Below are 15,653 nucleotides of genomic sequence, written 5' to 3' on the forward strand. Positions count from 1 at the left end.
GCCAGCGGGCTCACCACGCCACCCCTTGGCGCACCTTGAGCAACGCCCCGCGCAGCGCCGGCATGTCCACCGAGCCCAGGGCCAGACGCAATGCGTGGGGCACATGGGCCGAGACGGCGAATGGCTCGGCGGTGGACACGCACACCCCCTCGCGCTGCAGGGCCATGGCGACTTGATCGGCGCGGGCGTCCTCCGCCAACGGCAGCCACAAAAAGTAGGATGACGGGTGGCTGATGTACGTCAACCCCTTCAGTACCTGCGCCGCCAACGCCTGACGCGCCTGGGCGTCCTGGCGCTTTTGCGCCTCCAACTGCGCCACGGTGCCATCTTCGAGCCAGGCCACCGCAATGGCACTCATCACACCAGGCACGTTCCAGGTGGTGGCCATGATCGCGCGCTCGAGCTGTTTTACCCAGGCAATCGGCGCGGCGACAAACCCCACCCGCAGCCCGGTGGCGACACTCTTCGACAACCCGCCCACATACACCGTGCGCTCCGGTGCCAGACTCGCCAACGGTGGCGGTGCGTCTTCGGCCAGAAACGCGTAAGCCGCGTCCTCGATGATCATCAGGTTATGCTGACGGGCGATGGCGACCAGTCGTTCGCGCTGCGCCAGGCCCATGACCCAGCCCAATGGATTGTGCAAGGTCGGCATGCTGTACACCGCGCGCACCGGGCGCTTGCGACACAGGGCGTGCAGGCAATCCAGGTCCGGGCCCTGGGCGGTCACGGGGATGGCGACGATTTCCAGCTGCAGGGTCTCGGCCAGCACCTTGAACCCCGAATACGTCAACGCGTCCACGGCGACCACATCCCCCGGCTTGAGCAGCGCCATCAAGGTGACCGCCAAACCATGCTGGGCGCCGCCGACCACCAGCACCTGCGCGGCCTCCACGGTCAGGCCCCGGCATGACAAGTGCCGCGCCATCGCCGCTCGCTCATGCAAGCGACCGGCATGGGGTTGATAACGCAGCAGTGCCTCCAGGTCGCCGGACAGCGCCAACTGGCGCAACGCCGTGCGCAGTAGCTCGGCCTGGCCCGGCAACGAGGGGTAATTAAAGTTGAGGTCGAGCATGCCGGCCGCCACCGCCATTTGCCCACTGCCCTGCCCCGGCGGCAACGAGATCTCGCGCACAAAGGTGCCACGCCCGATTTCGCCGCTGACCAGGCCCATGGCCGCCAGCTCCGTGTATACGCGACTGGCGGTGACCAGAGCCAGGCCATGCTCGGCCGCCAATTGGCGATGGGTGGGCAGACGCGTGCCGGCGGGCGTTTGCCCCGAGCGGATGGCTTCGGCAAAAGAGTCAACCAGCCGTTTGTAACGGGCGCGGGGCATGGGCGCTGTATCCATGACAATTTTTTGATTGTCTTAATCTTCAATCCTAGGATGGCTCTTACGCAATCTTTTCTTATTTCGGACGCCCACCATGGAACGCACCTCCCCCATCGGCAGCCTGGACAGCAGCACCCAGGGTTGGATCAACGGTTTTATCGGCGTGCTGATTTTCAGCGGCTCGCTGCCCGCGACACGCCTGGCCGTGATGGAGTTCGACCCGGTATTCCTCACCCTGATCCGCGCCACCATCGCCGCCGTGCTGGGGCTGCTTGTGCTGTGGCTGTTCAAGCAGAAGCGTCCCGCACGCCGTCAATGGGGCCCGCTGGTGATCGTATCCCTCGGCGTGGTGATCGGTTTCCCGCTGCTCACCGCCCTGGCGCTGCAATACGTGACCTCCGCGCACTCCATCGTGTTCATCGGTTTGCTCCCCCTGGCCACCGCGCTCTTTGGCGTACTGCGCGGCGGCGAGCGGCCACGTCCGGTGTTCTGGCTGTTTTCGATACTGGGCAGCGCACTGGTGATGGGTTACGCGGTCGCACAGGGCTTGAGCGCCGCGCCCGCCGGCGATCTATTGATGCTGTTGGCGGTGCTGGTGTGCGGCTTGGGGTACGCCGAGGGCGCCACGCTGTCACGCAGCCTGGGCGGCTGGCAAGTGATCTGCTGGGCGCTGGTGGTGTCGCTGCCGGTGGTGCTGCCGCTGAGCCTGGTGCTGGCACCGTCCGACTTTACCGGCATCAGCCTGCCGGCCTGGCTCAGCCTGGCTTATGTAGCCTTGTTCAGCATGCTGATCGGCTTTGTGTTCTGGTACCGTGGGCTGGCTCAGGGCGGCATTGCCGCCGTTGGCCAGTTGCAATTGCTGCAACCGTTCTTCGGCCTGGCGCTGGCGGCGGGCCTGCTGCACGAACAGGTGAGCCTGGGCATGGTACTGGTGACGGTTGCCGTGATCGGCTGCGTGGCCGGCGCCAAGCACTTCGCCCGCTAGCGCTGTGGCGCAACCATCTTGAACTTGATGCGGATGTCGTTGGAGACCACGCTGTTACCGGCCCACTCCCCCTCGCCGATCTTGAAGTCGCCACGTTTAAGGATCAGTTCGCCGTCAAAGACACCGATGCCATCCTGCTCCTTGAGCAGCACCTGCACATCCACCGGGCGCGTGGTGCCCTTGATGGTCAGGTTGCCGCTGATACGGAAGCGGTTTCCCCCCAGCGCCTTGACCCCGGTGGATTCATACACGCCCACCGGATAGGTCGCCGTATCGAACCAGGACGGGCGTTGCAGGGTGTCATTGGCCTCGTCACTGCCCGCATTGATGCTGGCGAGCTGAATCTTGAGCACTGCATGCGCCGCCTCCGGTTTCTGGGTGTCGAAGGTCAACGTGCCGTCGAACTGGCCGAACGTGCCGTACACGCGCTGCCCCAATTGCTTGTAGGTAAAGCTGATTTGACTGGCGGCGGGGTTGACGTCCTTGTACTCCACGGCCTGAGCGTTGGCGATACAAGCCAAAGCCAGGGCAAGCGCTAAAATTCGACGTTTCATGCACCGCTCCGCAAAAGGTTGACTGTATTCCCATCAGGCGCTCGTCCTGCTAAACAGAGTAGCCACTCACCACCACAAGGACTTTGCATGCACGTCCCGTCCCTACAAGACATCACCGCCCCGGAAGGCATTTGCTTCGGCTGCGGCGGCAGCAACCCCCACGGCCTGCACCTCAAGAGCCGCTGGGATGAAGACCGCATCCACGTCATCGCCGAGTACCAACCCGACGCCCAGTACACCGGCTGGCCGGACCTGGTCTATGGCGGCCTGATCGCCATGCTGGTGGATTGCCATTCCAACTGGACCGCCATGGCCTGCCATTACCAGGCCGAACACCGCGAACCCGGCAGCCTGCCGCGTATCGATTGCGTCACCGGTAACCTGGGCATCAAATTCATCAAGCCCACCCCCATGGGCGTCCCCCTGACCCTGCGCGCGCGGGTCGACGGCGACGTGGGGCGCAAAAGCCGCGTGATCTGCGAGGTATACGCGGGCGACGTGCTCACCGCAATCGGCGATTCGGTGTTCGTGCGCGTCGACACCGGGCAACTGGCCGCCGCCGCCCATGGCCGTAACGGCTGAACCTGGTCTACATTGATGGGCACCGCCAATCGAGGACTGCACCGATGACTCGTCTCACCGCGAAGGACTTTGCCCCCGAACTGCTGGAACTCTACGACGGCTACGCCCACGGCAAGCTCAGCCGGCGCGAGTTTCTCGACCGCGCGGCATTGTTCACCTTCGGCGGCCTGACCGCCTCGGCACTGCTGGCGGCGCTGAGCCCCAACTATGCCCTGGCCGAGCAGGTGAAATTCACCGACCCGGACATTGTCGCCGACTACATCACCTACCCCTCGCCCAAAGGTAACGGCACGGTACGCGGCTATCGGGTGCGTCCGGCCAAGGCTGCGGGTAAGTTGCCGGCGGTGGTGGTGGTCCACGAAAACCGTGGCTTGAATCCGTATATCGAAGACGTCGCCCGACGCCTGGCCAAGGCCGGGTTTATCGCCCTGGCCCCCGACGGCCTGACCTCGGTCGGCGGCTACCCCGGCAACGATGAAAAAGGCGTGGCGCTGCAACAGACCGTCGACCCCACCAAACTGATGAACGACTTCTTCGCGGCCATCGAATGGCTGATGCAGCACGACAGCAGCACCGGCAAAGTCGGCATCACCGGCTTCTGCTACGGCGGCGGCGTGACCAACGCGGCGGCGGTGGCCTATCCTGAGCTGGGCGCGGCCGTTTCGTTCTATGGGCGCCAGCCGCAGGCCCAGGACGTGCCGCGGATCAAGGCGCCGATCATGCTGCACTTCGGCGAGTTGGACACACGGATCAACGAAGGCTGGCCGGCCTATGAGCAAGCGTTGAAAGCGGCAGGCACGACCTATGAGGCATTCATCTACAAGGGCGCCAATCATGGGTTCCATAATGATTCGACGCCGCGCTATGACGAAGCGGCGGCGAACCTGGCCTGGGAGCGCACACTGGGCTGGTTTCGCAAATACCTGAGCTAAAGCGAACACGATTCCAGCAACCAGTCCTTGAAAGCCGCCATCGCGGGCGTCTGCGTCCGCGACTGAAGGCGCGTCAACCAATAGCTGCCCGTGGTAATAGTCACATCGAACGGTTGGCGAATCACATCGGTGGACAGCTGCCGGGTGAACATCATTGCTGGCGCCAACGCCACGCCGATCCCTTGCAACGCCGCTTCCATCATTGCCAACGAGGAATCAAACACGATGCTGCGCGGCATCACGGTATCGGCGGGCAACCCGGCGGCCTGGAACCACAGGTTCCACTCATCGGCGCGGTAAGAGCGTAGCAAGGTGTGTTTCAACAGGTCATCCGCCGTGCGCAGTTGCTCGGCGATTGACGGCACGCAGAGCACGCTCAACGGCGCCACCAACAGTTGGCAGGCGTCAGTGCCGTGCCAGGCGCCAGCGCCGAAACGGATCGCGTAATCCAAGCCTTCGGCAGCCACGTCCACACGGTTGTTATGGGTGGACAGACGCAGATCGATAAACGGGTTGCGACTGTGGAAATCCGGCAGGCGCGGCAGCAACCAGCCCACCGCGAAGGTGCCGACCGCGCCCACGCTGAGCACCTCCCGATAATGCCCGCCTTCGAACTGGTCTAAGGTGTTGGTGATGCGGTCGAAAGACTCGTGTACCACCGGCAGCAGGGTTTCGCCTTCACGGGTCAGCATCAGCCCCCTGGGCAAACGCTTGAACAGGATGACATTCAACTGCGCCTCCAGGCTCTTGACCTGATGGCTGACCGCCGCCTGGGTCACACACAGTTCGATGGCCGCCCGAGTAAAGCTCAGATGCCGGGCCGAGGCTTCGAATGCCCGCAGGGCATTGAGGGGCAGATGGGATCGCAGCATGTCTTAACCTTAGTTTTTCTAATGACTGGTGCGAGATATCATCGGTTGTCGAAGGGTCGCACTCTGCCTAGATTTGCGTCGTTCGCGAAGACCTTGGTCATCGGCCCGTCACTTATATGGAAGCCAGATTGTATGTACGAAAAATCCTTTATCAATGCACGAACCGTCCTTTTTTCAGCGCTTTTACTCGGTGCCGGGTCTTGCGTCGCCGCCACCGACCTGCGTGCGGTCGTGGACAATAACGTCGAACCACTGATGCAGCAACAAGGCATCGCCGGCCTGTCCGTCGCCGTGATGAACAAGGGTCAAGTGCAATACTTTAACTACGGCGTAGCCTCCAGGGACACCCGGCACCCCGTCAGCCAGGACACACTGTTCGAAATCGGCTCGGTCAGCAAAACGTTCACGGCAACCCTCGGCGGTTATGCCCAGGCCACCGGCAAACTCAAGCTATCGGACAAGGCCAGCGAGCACTTGGCCGCCTTGAAAGGCAGTGCCTTCGACCAGATCAGCCTGCTGCAACTGGCCACTTACACCCCCGGCGGCCTGACCTTGCAATTTCCCGACTCGGCCGACAGCGCCGATCGCATGCTCAACTACTTCCAGCACTGGAAACCCACCTACGCGCCCGGCGCGCAGCGCCTGTATTCCAACCCGAGCATCGGCCTGTTCGGCTACCTGGCGGCGCAAAGCATGGGCCAGCCGTTCAGGGTTGCCATGGAGAAGACCCTGCTGCCAAGGCTGGGCCTGAAGAGCACCTATGTCAGCGTCCCCGCCGACAAGGCCGGGCTGTATGCCCAGGGCTATGACAAGCACCAGAAGCCGGTGCGCGTAAGCCCTGGTGCACTGGACAGCGAAGCCTATGGCCTCAAAACCAGCGCCCAGGACCTGGCGCACTACGTGATGGTCAACATGCACCCCGACACGCTGGAAAAACCCTTGCAGCAGGCCATCGACACCACCCACACCGGTCATTACACCGTCAACGACATGACCCAGGCCCTGGGCTGGGAGTACTACCCTTACCCGATCACGTTGCAAGCGTTGACCGACGGTAACTCGACACCCATGGCGATGGAGCCGCACAAGGCCAGCTGGCTGGCCAAACCCCAGGTGCAGCCCGCTAACGTGCTGTTCAACAAAACCGGGTCTACCGGTGGCTTTGGTGCCTACGTAGCGTATGTCCCGAGCAAGGACATCGGCGTGGTCATCCTGGCGAACAAGAACTACCCGAATGCCGAGCGGGTGAAGGTGGCGCATGCAATCCTGAGTGCGCTGGACCAATAAGCCGCTACCTGAGGATGCACTTGTAGTAATCGTCTTCAGGTTCAGGCTGGGAGTGGATATCACGGATAAACCCTTCCAGCCGCTGGGTGTTGCGCTTGGCAAAGTGCCGTCGAATGAGGTCCAGGCTCTGGAGTAACTGGTCGTATTCGCCTTCCATCCCGGATCAACATCGCACCTATCGATGAGCCCCTCACGCCGTAGACGCTGCAGTCAGCTATAAACCGAGGCAATTCACGGGCTGACGGATCGTCCATTAATGCGCATACGCCCACGTCATCCGAAACGACGCCCCGCCCCATTCCGAATCCAGCACGCACACCTGCCCGCCGTGCCATTGCGACACCCGCTGCACCAGGGCCAGGCCCAGGCCAAAGCCGCCGGTGCGACGGTCGCGGCTGGCGTCCAGGCGCATGAAGGGTTGGAAAATTTTCGTTCGGCCCTCCTCGGGCACGCCGGGGCCGTCGTCGCAGACACGGACCTCATAACCACTGCCAAACCTGATCAGCGACACATCCACGCGACGTTCGGCGTAACGGATGGCATTGCGCAGCAGGTTGATCACCGCTCGCGCCATGAAGCGCGGTTCGATCAGAATGAAATCCACCTCACAGGTACGCAGCGACAGTTGAATCCCCGCCGCCTCTGCCTCCAGGGCTACGCTGCCGATCACGCTGTCGAGCCAGCTATGGGCTTCTATGCGCTCGCGGGTGACCTGGGTAGCGCCGCGTTCCAGGCTGGCGTATGTCAGCAGCTCCGAGACCATTTCTTCCAGCTCGCCCAGGTCGGCGTACATGTCGGCAATCAGCGCGCCGCGTTGGCGCGGGTCGGTCTGTTGCTTGAGCTGGTCAAGCTCGAACGACAGACGCGCAATCGGCGTGCGCAGTTCGTGGGACACCGCGTTGGTCAGCTCACGCTGGTTGGCGATCAGGTTTTCGATGCGTTCGGCCATCTGGTTGAAGTGTCCGGCCAGCTCGCGCACGGTGGAGCGGCGCGCCAGCAGGATGCGCGACCCCAAGTCGTTGTCGCCGAAACGCTGTGCGGCCAGGCGGATGTGCTCCAGGTCGCGCCAGTGCGGACGTACCCAGAAATACAGGACGATCGCCAGGCACACCCCGAGAAAACCATAGGCCCACAGGTACAGCCACTTCGGTTCTTCCGGCAGCTTGATTTCCAGCAACTGCGGGCCACCGTCGATATTGGCCAAAAACTCGTTGAAATCGCCGCGCACCACCAGCAAGCCGTCGCCCAGCAAGGTCTGTTCGCGCTCGGTGAGGGCCTGGCTGTTTGTTGGCACCAGTTTCAGGCGCAGCCCGTAATGGGATTGCAGTTCGGCCAATCGGGCCTGGCGTGCATCGCCAGGCACCGGCCGCAGTTGCTCCACCAGACCATAGGCTGGGCCACGCATGGCTTCGCGGTTATAGGTTTCGTTGGCTTCGGGCAACAGCTCGTCGAAGGTGTAGTTGACCAGCCAGATCGCCCCCGCCAGGCCAAGTGCGAGAATCACATACAGGCGCAGAAACAGGCGCAGCATCTAGACCTCCCACGCAAACGGGTTGAACAGATACCCCTTGCCCCAGACGGTCTTGATGCACACAGGTTCACGCGGGTTGTCGTTGAGCTTGCCACGCAGCTTGCTGATGTACACGTCGACGCTGCGGTTAAGCCCGTCAAAGGCAATACCGCGCATGCGGTTGAGGATGTCGTCGCGCGACAGGAGGGTGCCCGCGTTGCTGGCCAGCAGCCAGAGCAGTTCGAACTCCATGGTGGTCAGGTCGATCGTGTCCTCACCCAGGCTGACCACCCGGCAACTGCGGTCAATGGCCAGCCGCCCGAACGCCAGCGCACCGCGCACGGTCGGCTCCGGCGCCTGGCGGCGTTGCAGCGCACGCAGGCGCGCCAGCAGCACCGGCGGCTTGATCGGCTTGATCACATAGTCATCAGCCCCGGATTCCAGGCCGAGGATATGGTCCAGGTCATCTTCCTTGGCGGTGAGAATCACGATGGGTGTGTCCGACACGCTGCGAATCTCGCGGCACACGTGCAAACCGCTCTGGCCTGGCAACATCAGGTCGAGCACGACGATCTTCGGTTTGAAGTCCAGGAACGCCGCCAAGGCCTCGTCGCCCCGGTGCACCACCCGCACCTCAAAACCATGCTGCGACAGAAAATGCGCGATCAGCCCTGCCAGCTTTTCGTCGTCCTCAACGAGCAGGACCTTGCCCAGACCCAGGTTTTCCATACGTTCTCAGTGTGCAGTCGCGGATTGAAGAGCGGGCATTATAGGTGGCAAGCCGAGCAACTGAATCAACGCTCCGGCAGCAGTCGACGAAGCTTCATGTTTTTAAGAGTTTTTAACAAATGACCTGCAGTTTTTAACACCATCCACCGAGCGTTGTATGCGCAAGGCCTGCCTCAGGCCGGCACGCCACTGTGAAAGCGGAACTCGACATCGGGTGACTCGATCAATGTTTGCTCGGCCGCCCTCACCCGCTCGATTACCTGGGCGATATCCCGGGCCTCGCCATACTGGTGGGCCAGCTTCAGGTAACCCTGGAAGTGCCGAGCTTCGCTTTTGAGCAAACCGAAGTAGAACTTGCCGAGCTCTTCGTCCAAATGCGGCACCAGCGCCTCGAAGCGCTCGCAACTGCGCGCTTCGATAAAGGCGCCGACTACAAGGGTATCCACCAGCTTCACCGGTTCGTGGCTGCGCACCACTTTGCGCAAACCCGAGGCATAACGGCTGGCATGCAGCTGGCGCAGCTCGATCTTGCGCTTTTTCAGCAGGCGCATGACTTGCTCGTGGTGCACCAGTTCTTCGCGGGCCAGGCGCGACATCATATTGATCAGGTCGACATGGCCATGGTACTTGGCAATCAGGCTCAGGGCGGTGCTGGCGGCCTTGAATTCGCAATTCTTGTGGTCGAGCAGCAGGGTTTCCTGATCGGCCAGCGCGGCCTGGACCCAGGCGTCGGGGGTGCGGCAACCGAGGAATTCGTGGATTTCGGGCAGGTTCATCGGGCTCACGGGCAAAGGATCACAAAAGGCCGGCGATTATACCGACCACGCGGCAGACCACCAGCCACCGGCCTTGATGTGCATCAACATGACGCGCGGCGAGCAGCAACTATAGTTATTCCACGCCCCCCCTTTTGGAGATCCCGACCATGCAAGCCATCCGCAGCATCCTGGTGGTCATCGAACCCGAGCATTCAGAAAGCCTGGCCCTCAAACGCGCCAAGTTGATTGCCGGGGTGACCGGTGCACACCTGCACTTGCTGGTCTGCGACAAGCAGCATGAGCATTCGGCGCTGTTGAGCCTGCTCAAGGCCGGTTTGCAGGAGGACGGTTACAGCGTGACCACCGAGCAGGCATGGAATGACAGCCTGCATGAAACCATCATCGATGTGCAGCAGGCTGAAGGTTGCGGCCTGGTGATCAAGCAGCACTTCCCCGACAGCCCGTTGAAAAAGGCGTTGCTGACGCCGGCGGACTGGAAGCTGTTGCGTTATTGCCCGACGGCAGTGCTGTTGGTCAAGACCGCCACGCCCTGGGCCGGCGGGGTCATCCTGGCGGCGATCGACGTGGGCAACACCGACGGTGAGCACCGCTCGCTGCACAACTCGATCATTGATCACGGCTTTGATATCGCCAGCCTGGCCAAGGCGCAGTTGCACGTGATCAGCGCCCATCCGTCGCCGATGCTGTCGGCGGCGGACCCGACGTTTCAACTCAAGGAAACCATCGAGGCGCGTTATCGCGAGCAGTGCAGAGCGTTCCAGGCCGAGTTCGACGTGGATGACAGCCACTTGCATATCGAGGAAGGTCCGGCGGATGTGCTGATTCCCTTTGCGGCGCACAAATACCAGGCGGCCGTCACCATCATCGGCACCGTGGCGCGCACCGGCCTGACCGGCGCATTGATCGGCAATACGGCGGAAGTGGTGCTCGACAAGGTAGAAGGCGACGTGCTGGTGCTCAAGCCGCAGACGCTGATGGATCACTTGGAAGAGCTGGCAACCAAGGCCTGACGCTGATCCCCAAAACAATGAAGATCAATATGTGGGAGCAAGCCCTCTCCCCCATTCTGGACTTGTGTTGTCAGTCTGCGAGCGCATCTCTCAGAAACCCCGGCGCGATATAGCGCTGGTAATGCGCCTCGGACAGGATAAAGAACTCACGATCGATGGCATCGCGCAGGTCCGGCAAGGTCCAATCACGAAACTCCGGCAGCAGCACCATGCCATAGGCTTCCAGGTTGGAGATCACCCGTGCGCCCCGGGCGATCAACTGGTACGCCCAGCAATACTCGGACTGGTGCGGCACGAAGCGGATCTTGCGCTGTTCCAATTGGCTACGCAGGGTTCTCGGGTCAAAAATCTCCACTTTGCCGGCCATCACCTGCACCAACAGCTGCTCCAACCGCAGCCACACCGCGCGTTTTTCCTCTTCGCCATAGCCATTCCACTGGACCACTTCATGGTGGAAACGCTTGCAACCACGGCACACAAGATCGCCGTAAACCGTGGAGCACAGGCCGACGCAGGGGGTCTTGATGGTTTGGTTGGGCATGGGCAACGACACGCAAATCAGCGAAACAGTGTGCCATGTTAGCCCTTTGTCTAAGGTTGATCATCCAGCAAACTTGCGGTGGCAACTTACCTTTAGAATTTTTTTGCCGTAGAATCATCCGGCCTTGTAAGGCGCCAATAATCCGCTGGAAGCTGTTTTCAAAGCGTCACGAGCACAGTCGTTCCTTCAGAACGGTATTGGCGCGGGTTTGACCCCGGCAGGTCAAAAACCGCGCCAACCCTCATCAGCTCCGTTCTGCAGGCGTAAAACTTTGAAAGCAGCTTCTGTGAGGAATGCCGGCAGCGCTGGCTTTGCGGCCCAAAAAGCCCCCGAGCGCATGCGTGCCGTTCATTTCTGGATGAGCGTCCCGTGGGACCACTGATGAGGGTAATAACTGTGCTTGAAGCCTACCGCAAACATATCGAAGAGCGTGCAGCACTGGGTATCGTTCCCCAGCCGCTTAATGCCGAACAAACCGCAGGCCTGGTCGAGCTGCTGAAAAATCCTCCGGCTGGCGAAGAAGAATTCCTCGTTGACCTGATCACCAACCGCATTCCACCAGGTGTTGACGAAGCTGCCTACGTCAAGGCCGGTTTCCTGTCCGCCCTGGCCAAGGGCGAAGCCACTTCCCCCCTGCTCGACAAGAAACGCGCCGTTGAACTGCTGGGCACCATGCAAGGTGGCTACAACATCGTGACGTTGGTCGAGCTGCTGGACGACGCCACGCTGGCGCCTGTCGCCGCCGCCCAACTCAAGCACACCCTGCTGATGTTCGATGCGTTCCACGACGTGGCTGAAAAAGCCCGCAACGGCAACGAACACGCCAAAGGCGTGATCCAGTCCTGGGCTGACGGCGAGTGGTTCCGCAACCGCCCAACCCTGGCCGACAAGATCAGCCTGCGCGTGTTCAAGGTCACCGGCGAAACCAACACCGACGACCTGTCCCCTGCCCCGGACGCCTGGTCCCGCCCCGACATCCCGCTGCACGCCCTGGCCATGCTGAAAATGGCCCGCGAAGGCATCGTACCGGACGAGCAAGGCAAGACCGGCCCGATGAAGCAGATCGAAGAGATGCGCGGCCAAGGCTTCCCGATCGCCTACGTCGGTGACGTGGTCGGTACCGGTTCGTCGCGTAAATCGGCGACCAACTCCGTACTGTGGTTCTTCGGCGACGACGTCCCTTACGTGCCGAACAAGCGCGCCGGCGGCTTCTGCTTCGGCAGCAAGATCGCGCCAATCTTCTACAACACCATGGAAGATGCCGGCGCACTGCCGATCGAATTCGACGTGACCAACATGAACATGGGCGACGTGATCGACCTGTACCCGCATGCTGGCAAAGTCTGCAAACACGGCACCGACGAAGTCCTGACCACCTTCGAAATGAAAACCCCGGTGCTGCTGGACGAAGTCCGCGCCGGCGGCCGTATCCCGCTGATCATCGGCCGTGGCCTGACCGACAAGGCTCGCGCCGAGCTGGGTCTTGGCCCTACCGACCTGTTCAAGCTGCCTGAAGCGCCTGTCGACACCGGCAAAGGCTTCACCCTGGCGCAAAAAATGGTCGGCAAGGCCTGCGGTCTGCCGGAAGGCAAAGGCGTTCGCCCAGGTACTTACTGCGAACCGAAGATGACCACCGTGGGCTCCCAGGACACCACCGGTCCGATGACCCGTGATGAACTCAAAGACCTGGCGTGCCTGGGCTTCTCGACAGACCTGGTGATGCAGTCCTTCTGCCACACTGCGGCCTATCCGAAGCCGATCGACGTGACCACCCACCACACCCTGCCTGACTTCATCATGACCCGTGGCGGTGTATCGCTGCGTCCAGGCGACGGCATCATCCACAGCTGGCTGAACCGCATGCTGCTGCCGGACACCGTCGGCACCGGTGGCGACTCCCACACCCGTTTCCCGATGGGCATCTCGTTCCCGGCCGGTTCCGGTCTGGTCGCGTTCGCCGCAGCCACTGGCGTAATGCCACTGGACATGCCGGAATCGATCCTGGTGCGCTTCAAAGGCAAAATGAAGCCTGGCATCACCCTGCGTGACCTGGTTCATGCCATTCCTTACTACGCGATCCAATCGGGTCTGTTGACCGTAGAAAAGAAAGGCAAGAAAAACGCCTTCTCCGGCCGCATCCTGGAGATCGAAGGCCTGAACGACCTGACGTTGGAACAGGCTTTCGAGCTCTCCGACGCCTCGGCCGAACGTTCGGCCGCCGGTTGCACCATCAAGCTGTCCAAAGAGTCCGTGACCGAGTACCTGAACTCCAACATCACCCTGCTGCGCTGGATGATCGGCGAAGGCTACGGCGATGCACGTACCCTGGAACGTCGTGCTCAAGCGATGGAAGCCTGGGTAGCCAACCCTGAGCTGATGGAAGCCGATGCCGACGCCGAATACGCCGAAGTCATCGAAATCGACCTGGCGGAAATCAACGAGCCGATCCTCTGCGCGCCAAACGACCCGGACGACGCCCGTCTGCTGTCCAGCGTTGCCGGCGAGAAGATCGACGAAGTGTTCATCGGTTCGTGCATGACCAACATCGGTCACTTCCGCGCTGCCGGTAAGTTGCTGGAACAGGTCAAGGGTCAGCTGCCAACCCGTCTGTGGCTGTCGCCGCCGACCAAGATGGATGCTCACCAACTGACCGAAGAAGGCTACTACGGCATCTACGGCAAGGCCGGCGCACGCATGGAAATGCCGGGCTGCTCGTTGTGCATGGGTAACCAGGCACGTGTTGAGCCGAATTCGACCGTGGTGTCGACCTCGACCCGTAACTTCCCGAACCGTCTGGGTGATGGCGCGAACGTCTACCTGGCCTCGGCCGAGCTGGCGGCAGTCGCCTCCACTCTGGGTCGCCTGCCGACCGTCGAAGAGTACATGGGCTACGCGGCCAAGCTGGACACCATGGCCAGCGACGTCTACCGCTACCTGAACTTCGACCAGATCGCCGAGTTCCGCAAGATCGCTGCAAGCGCCAACATCCCGGTGATTCAAGCCTAAGGTGTTGATGTGAGGAACGCCGCGTATCGCAAGGTACGCGGCGTTTTTTTATGCCTGGAATACAGTGTGATATCAACACAAAAACAACTGTATGCAGTCAGGCAGACCGCACCGGGGCTCAAGCAATAAACGAATACACCAACGCCGTAATCGCCACCAGGCCGACTGCAGTGACAAACACATTCGACGCCTGCCCACGGTACTTGGCCATGGCCGGTACTTTACGAATGGCGTACATCGGCATCAGGAACAGGATCGACGCGATAATCGGGCCGCCAAGGGTCTCGATCATGCCCAGGATGCTTGGGTTGAGCGTGGCCACGATCCAGCACACCACCAGCATGAACGCAGCGGTCATACGGTCCAGCGTCTTCGGTGCAGGACGACGGCCACTCTTGAGCACCAGGCCCTTGAGGCCTTCACTGGCGCCGATGTAGTGACCCAGGAACGACTTGGCAATCGCCACGAATGCAATCAACGGCGCGGCAAACGCGATGGTCGGGTTGTTGAAATGGTTGGCCAGGTACGACAGGATCGACAGGTTCTGCGCCTTCGCTTCGGCCAGTTGTGCCGGCGACAGGGTCAGTACGCAACTGAACACGAAAAACAGCACCATCACCACCATCAACAGGTGCGCACGGGACAGGATCTGCGAGCTGCGCTCATCGGCGTGGGCGCCGTACTGGCGCTTCTGGTCAACCGCGAAGGCCGAGATGATCGGCGAGTGGTTGAACGAAAACACCATTACCGGAATTGCCAGCCACAGCGTATTGAGCAACGCCGAAGGCGCCGGGACCACGCTGGCCGTGCTGAGGATGCCGCCATTCCAATGCGGCACCAGGTACACGGCGAGGAACAGCAGCGCAACGATAAACGGGTACACCATCAGGCTCATGGCCTTGACGATCACTTGCTCGCCGCACCGCACCACCGCCAGCAGGCCGAGGATCAGCACGAACGACAGGATCGCCCGTGGCGGCGGCAGGATGTGCAGCTGGTGTTCCATGAAACTGCCGACGGTGTTGGTCAGCGCCACGCTGTAGATCAGCAGGATCGGGAAAATCGCAAAAAAGTACAGCAAGGTGATCAGCGCACCGGCCTTGATGCCGAAGTGCTCTTCGACCACGTCGGTAATGTCGGAGCCTTCACGGCCGGACAGAACGAAACGGGTCAGGCCACGGTGGGCAAAGAACGTCATCGGGAACGCCAGCAACGCCAGGACCACCAGTGGCCAGAAGCCCCCCAGGCCCGCGTTGATCGGCAGAAACAGGGTGCCGGCGCCAATGGCGGTGCCGAACAGGCCGAGCATCCAGGTGGTGTCCTGGCGGCTCCAGCTCGAGAGGGTTGCAGGTGTCGTTGCATAGCGTTCGTCGACGCTATTGGCCTGATCATTCATCCGGTCGGATCTCCGCATTTACACGGCCGGGACGAGTCAGAAAAACCTGACAGGCAGCGCCCCGACCATAGAAGGGGCCGGATTGTCCGGGATTCTTTCGAATAAGCAAAGACTTAGCTGAGGAGCGGTGCACCGGT

Annotated in this window: 15 protein-coding genes; 6 read left to right on the forward strand and 9 right to left on the reverse strand. The window is 61.6% G+C overall.

The annotated features are described in order from the left end of the window. Window positions 1–10 precede the first annotated feature (10 nt). The gene (locus V6M90_RS13625; RefSeq protein WP_332846670.1) at window positions 11–1,336 is read right to left on the reverse strand and encodes an aminotransferase-like domain-containing protein; all 1,326 of its coding nucleotides are present in this window, start codon (window positions 1,334–1,336) and stop codon (window positions 11–13) included. A gap of 91 nt (window positions 1,337–1,427) precedes the next feature. Here V6M90_RS13625 and V6M90_RS13630 point away from each other — a divergent pair, with 91 nt between their 5' ends. Further along, window positions 1,428–2,318, forward strand: coding sequence for a DMT family transporter (locus V6M90_RS13630; RefSeq protein ID WP_141063970.1), 891 nt, complete (start codon window positions 1,428–1,430; stop codon window positions 2,316–2,318). Here V6M90_RS13630 and V6M90_RS13635 read toward each other — a convergent pair. Then, window positions 2,315–2,872 (reverse strand): YceI family protein, encoded by a 558-nt coding sequence (locus tag V6M90_RS13635; protein WP_003174298.1) that lies wholly within the window; start codon window positions 2,870–2,872, stop codon window positions 2,315–2,317. The two genes, V6M90_RS13630 and V6M90_RS13635, sit on opposite strands and share 4 nt — an antisense overlap. A gap of 87 nt (window positions 2,873–2,959) precedes the next feature. Here V6M90_RS13635 and V6M90_RS13640 point away from each other — a divergent pair, with 87 nt between their 5' ends. Both V6M90_RS13640 and yghX read left to right on the forward strand, forming a co-directional pair. Then, window positions 2,960–3,454, forward strand: coding sequence for a PaaI family thioesterase (locus V6M90_RS13640; RefSeq protein WP_003174299.1), 495 nt, complete (start codon window positions 2,960–2,962; stop codon window positions 3,452–3,454). 44 nt (window positions 3,455–3,498) lie between these two features. Beyond that, window positions 3,499–4,386 (forward strand): YghX family hydrolase, encoded by an 888-nt coding sequence (gene yghX, locus V6M90_RS13645; protein ID WP_003174300.1) that lies wholly within the window; start codon window positions 3,499–3,501, stop codon window positions 4,384–4,386. On the opposite strand, the gene V6M90_RS13650 is transcribed toward yghX, so the two are convergent. After that, the gene (locus V6M90_RS13650) at window positions 4,383–5,258 is read right to left on the reverse strand and encodes a LysR family transcriptional regulator (protein WP_141063972.1); all 876 of its coding nucleotides are present in this window, start codon (window positions 5,256–5,258) and stop codon (window positions 4,383–4,385) included. The genes yghX and V6M90_RS13650 overlap by 4 nt on opposite strands. A gap of 132 nt (window positions 5,259–5,390) precedes the next feature. Here V6M90_RS13650 and ampC point away from each other — a divergent pair, with 132 nt between their 5' ends. Further along, the gene (gene ampC / locus V6M90_RS13655) at window positions 5,391–6,545 is read left to right on the forward strand and encodes a class C beta-lactamase (protein ID WP_080547098.1); all 1,155 of its coding nucleotides are present in this window, start codon (window positions 5,391–5,393) and stop codon (window positions 6,543–6,545) included. A gap of 4 nt (window positions 6,546–6,549) precedes the next feature. Here ampC and V6M90_RS13660 read toward each other — a convergent pair whose 3' ends face one another. The 4 genes from V6M90_RS13660 to miaE form a co-directional block, all read right to left on the reverse strand. After that, window positions 6,550–6,702: a hypothetical protein gene (locus tag V6M90_RS13660; protein ID WP_332846671.1), complete on the reverse strand. Its 153-nt coding sequence runs from the start codon at window positions 6,700–6,702 to the stop codon at window positions 6,550–6,552. A 96-nt stretch (window positions 6,703–6,798) separates the two neighbouring features. Then, window positions 6,799–8,076 carry an ATP-binding protein gene (locus V6M90_RS13665; RefSeq protein ID WP_332846672.1) on the reverse strand — a complete coding sequence of 426 codons (1,278 nt, stop codon included), beginning with the start codon at window positions 8,074–8,076 and terminating at the stop codon, window positions 6,799–6,801. Next, window positions 8,077–8,784 carry a response regulator gene (locus V6M90_RS13670; protein WP_003174305.1) on the reverse strand — a complete coding sequence of 236 codons (708 nt, stop codon included), beginning with the start codon at window positions 8,782–8,784 and terminating at the stop codon, window positions 8,077–8,079. Window positions 8,785–8,957: 173 nt separating this feature from the next. Then, window positions 8,958–9,560 (reverse strand): tRNA-(ms[2]io[6]A)-hydroxylase, encoded by a 603-nt coding sequence (gene miaE / locus V6M90_RS13675; protein WP_332846673.1) that lies wholly within the window; start codon window positions 9,558–9,560, stop codon window positions 8,958–8,960. A gap of 149 nt (window positions 9,561–9,709) precedes the next feature. On the opposite strand from miaE, the gene V6M90_RS13680 reads away from it, so the two are divergent. Beyond that, window positions 9,710–10,573, forward strand: coding sequence for a universal stress protein (locus V6M90_RS13680; RefSeq protein WP_003174307.1), 864 nt, complete (start codon window positions 9,710–9,712; stop codon window positions 10,571–10,573). Window positions 10,574–10,643: 70 nt separating this feature from the next. Here the strand turns inward: V6M90_RS13680 and V6M90_RS13685 are convergent, their stop codons facing one another. After that, window positions 10,644–11,114: a DUF1289 domain-containing protein gene (locus V6M90_RS13685; RefSeq protein WP_042944807.1), complete on the reverse strand. Its 471-nt coding sequence runs from the start codon at window positions 11,112–11,114 to the stop codon at window positions 10,644–10,646. A gap of 396 nt (window positions 11,115–11,510) precedes the next feature. Between V6M90_RS13685 and acnB the strand changes: the two genes are divergently transcribed. Beyond that, window positions 11,511–14,120 carry a bifunctional aconitate hydratase 2/2-methylisocitrate dehydratase gene (gene acnB / locus V6M90_RS13690; protein WP_042944809.1) on the forward strand — a complete coding sequence of 870 codons (2,610 nt, stop codon included), beginning with the start codon at window positions 11,511–11,513 and terminating at the stop codon, window positions 14,118–14,120. A 118-nt stretch (window positions 14,121–14,238) separates the two neighbouring features. Here the strand turns inward: acnB and V6M90_RS13695 are convergent, their stop codons facing one another. Continuing rightward, on the reverse strand, window positions 14,239–15,516 hold the full coding sequence (locus V6M90_RS13695; protein ID WP_078824912.1) for a serine/threonine transporter: 1,278 nt from the start codon (window positions 15,514–15,516) through the stop codon (window positions 14,239–14,241). Window positions 15,517–15,653 lie beyond the last annotated feature (137 nt).

This window comes from Pseudomonas lactucae, from assembly GCF_036688725.1.
GTDB lineage: Bacteria > Pseudomonadota > Gammaproteobacteria > Pseudomonadales > Pseudomonadaceae > Aquipseudomonas > Aquipseudomonas lactucae.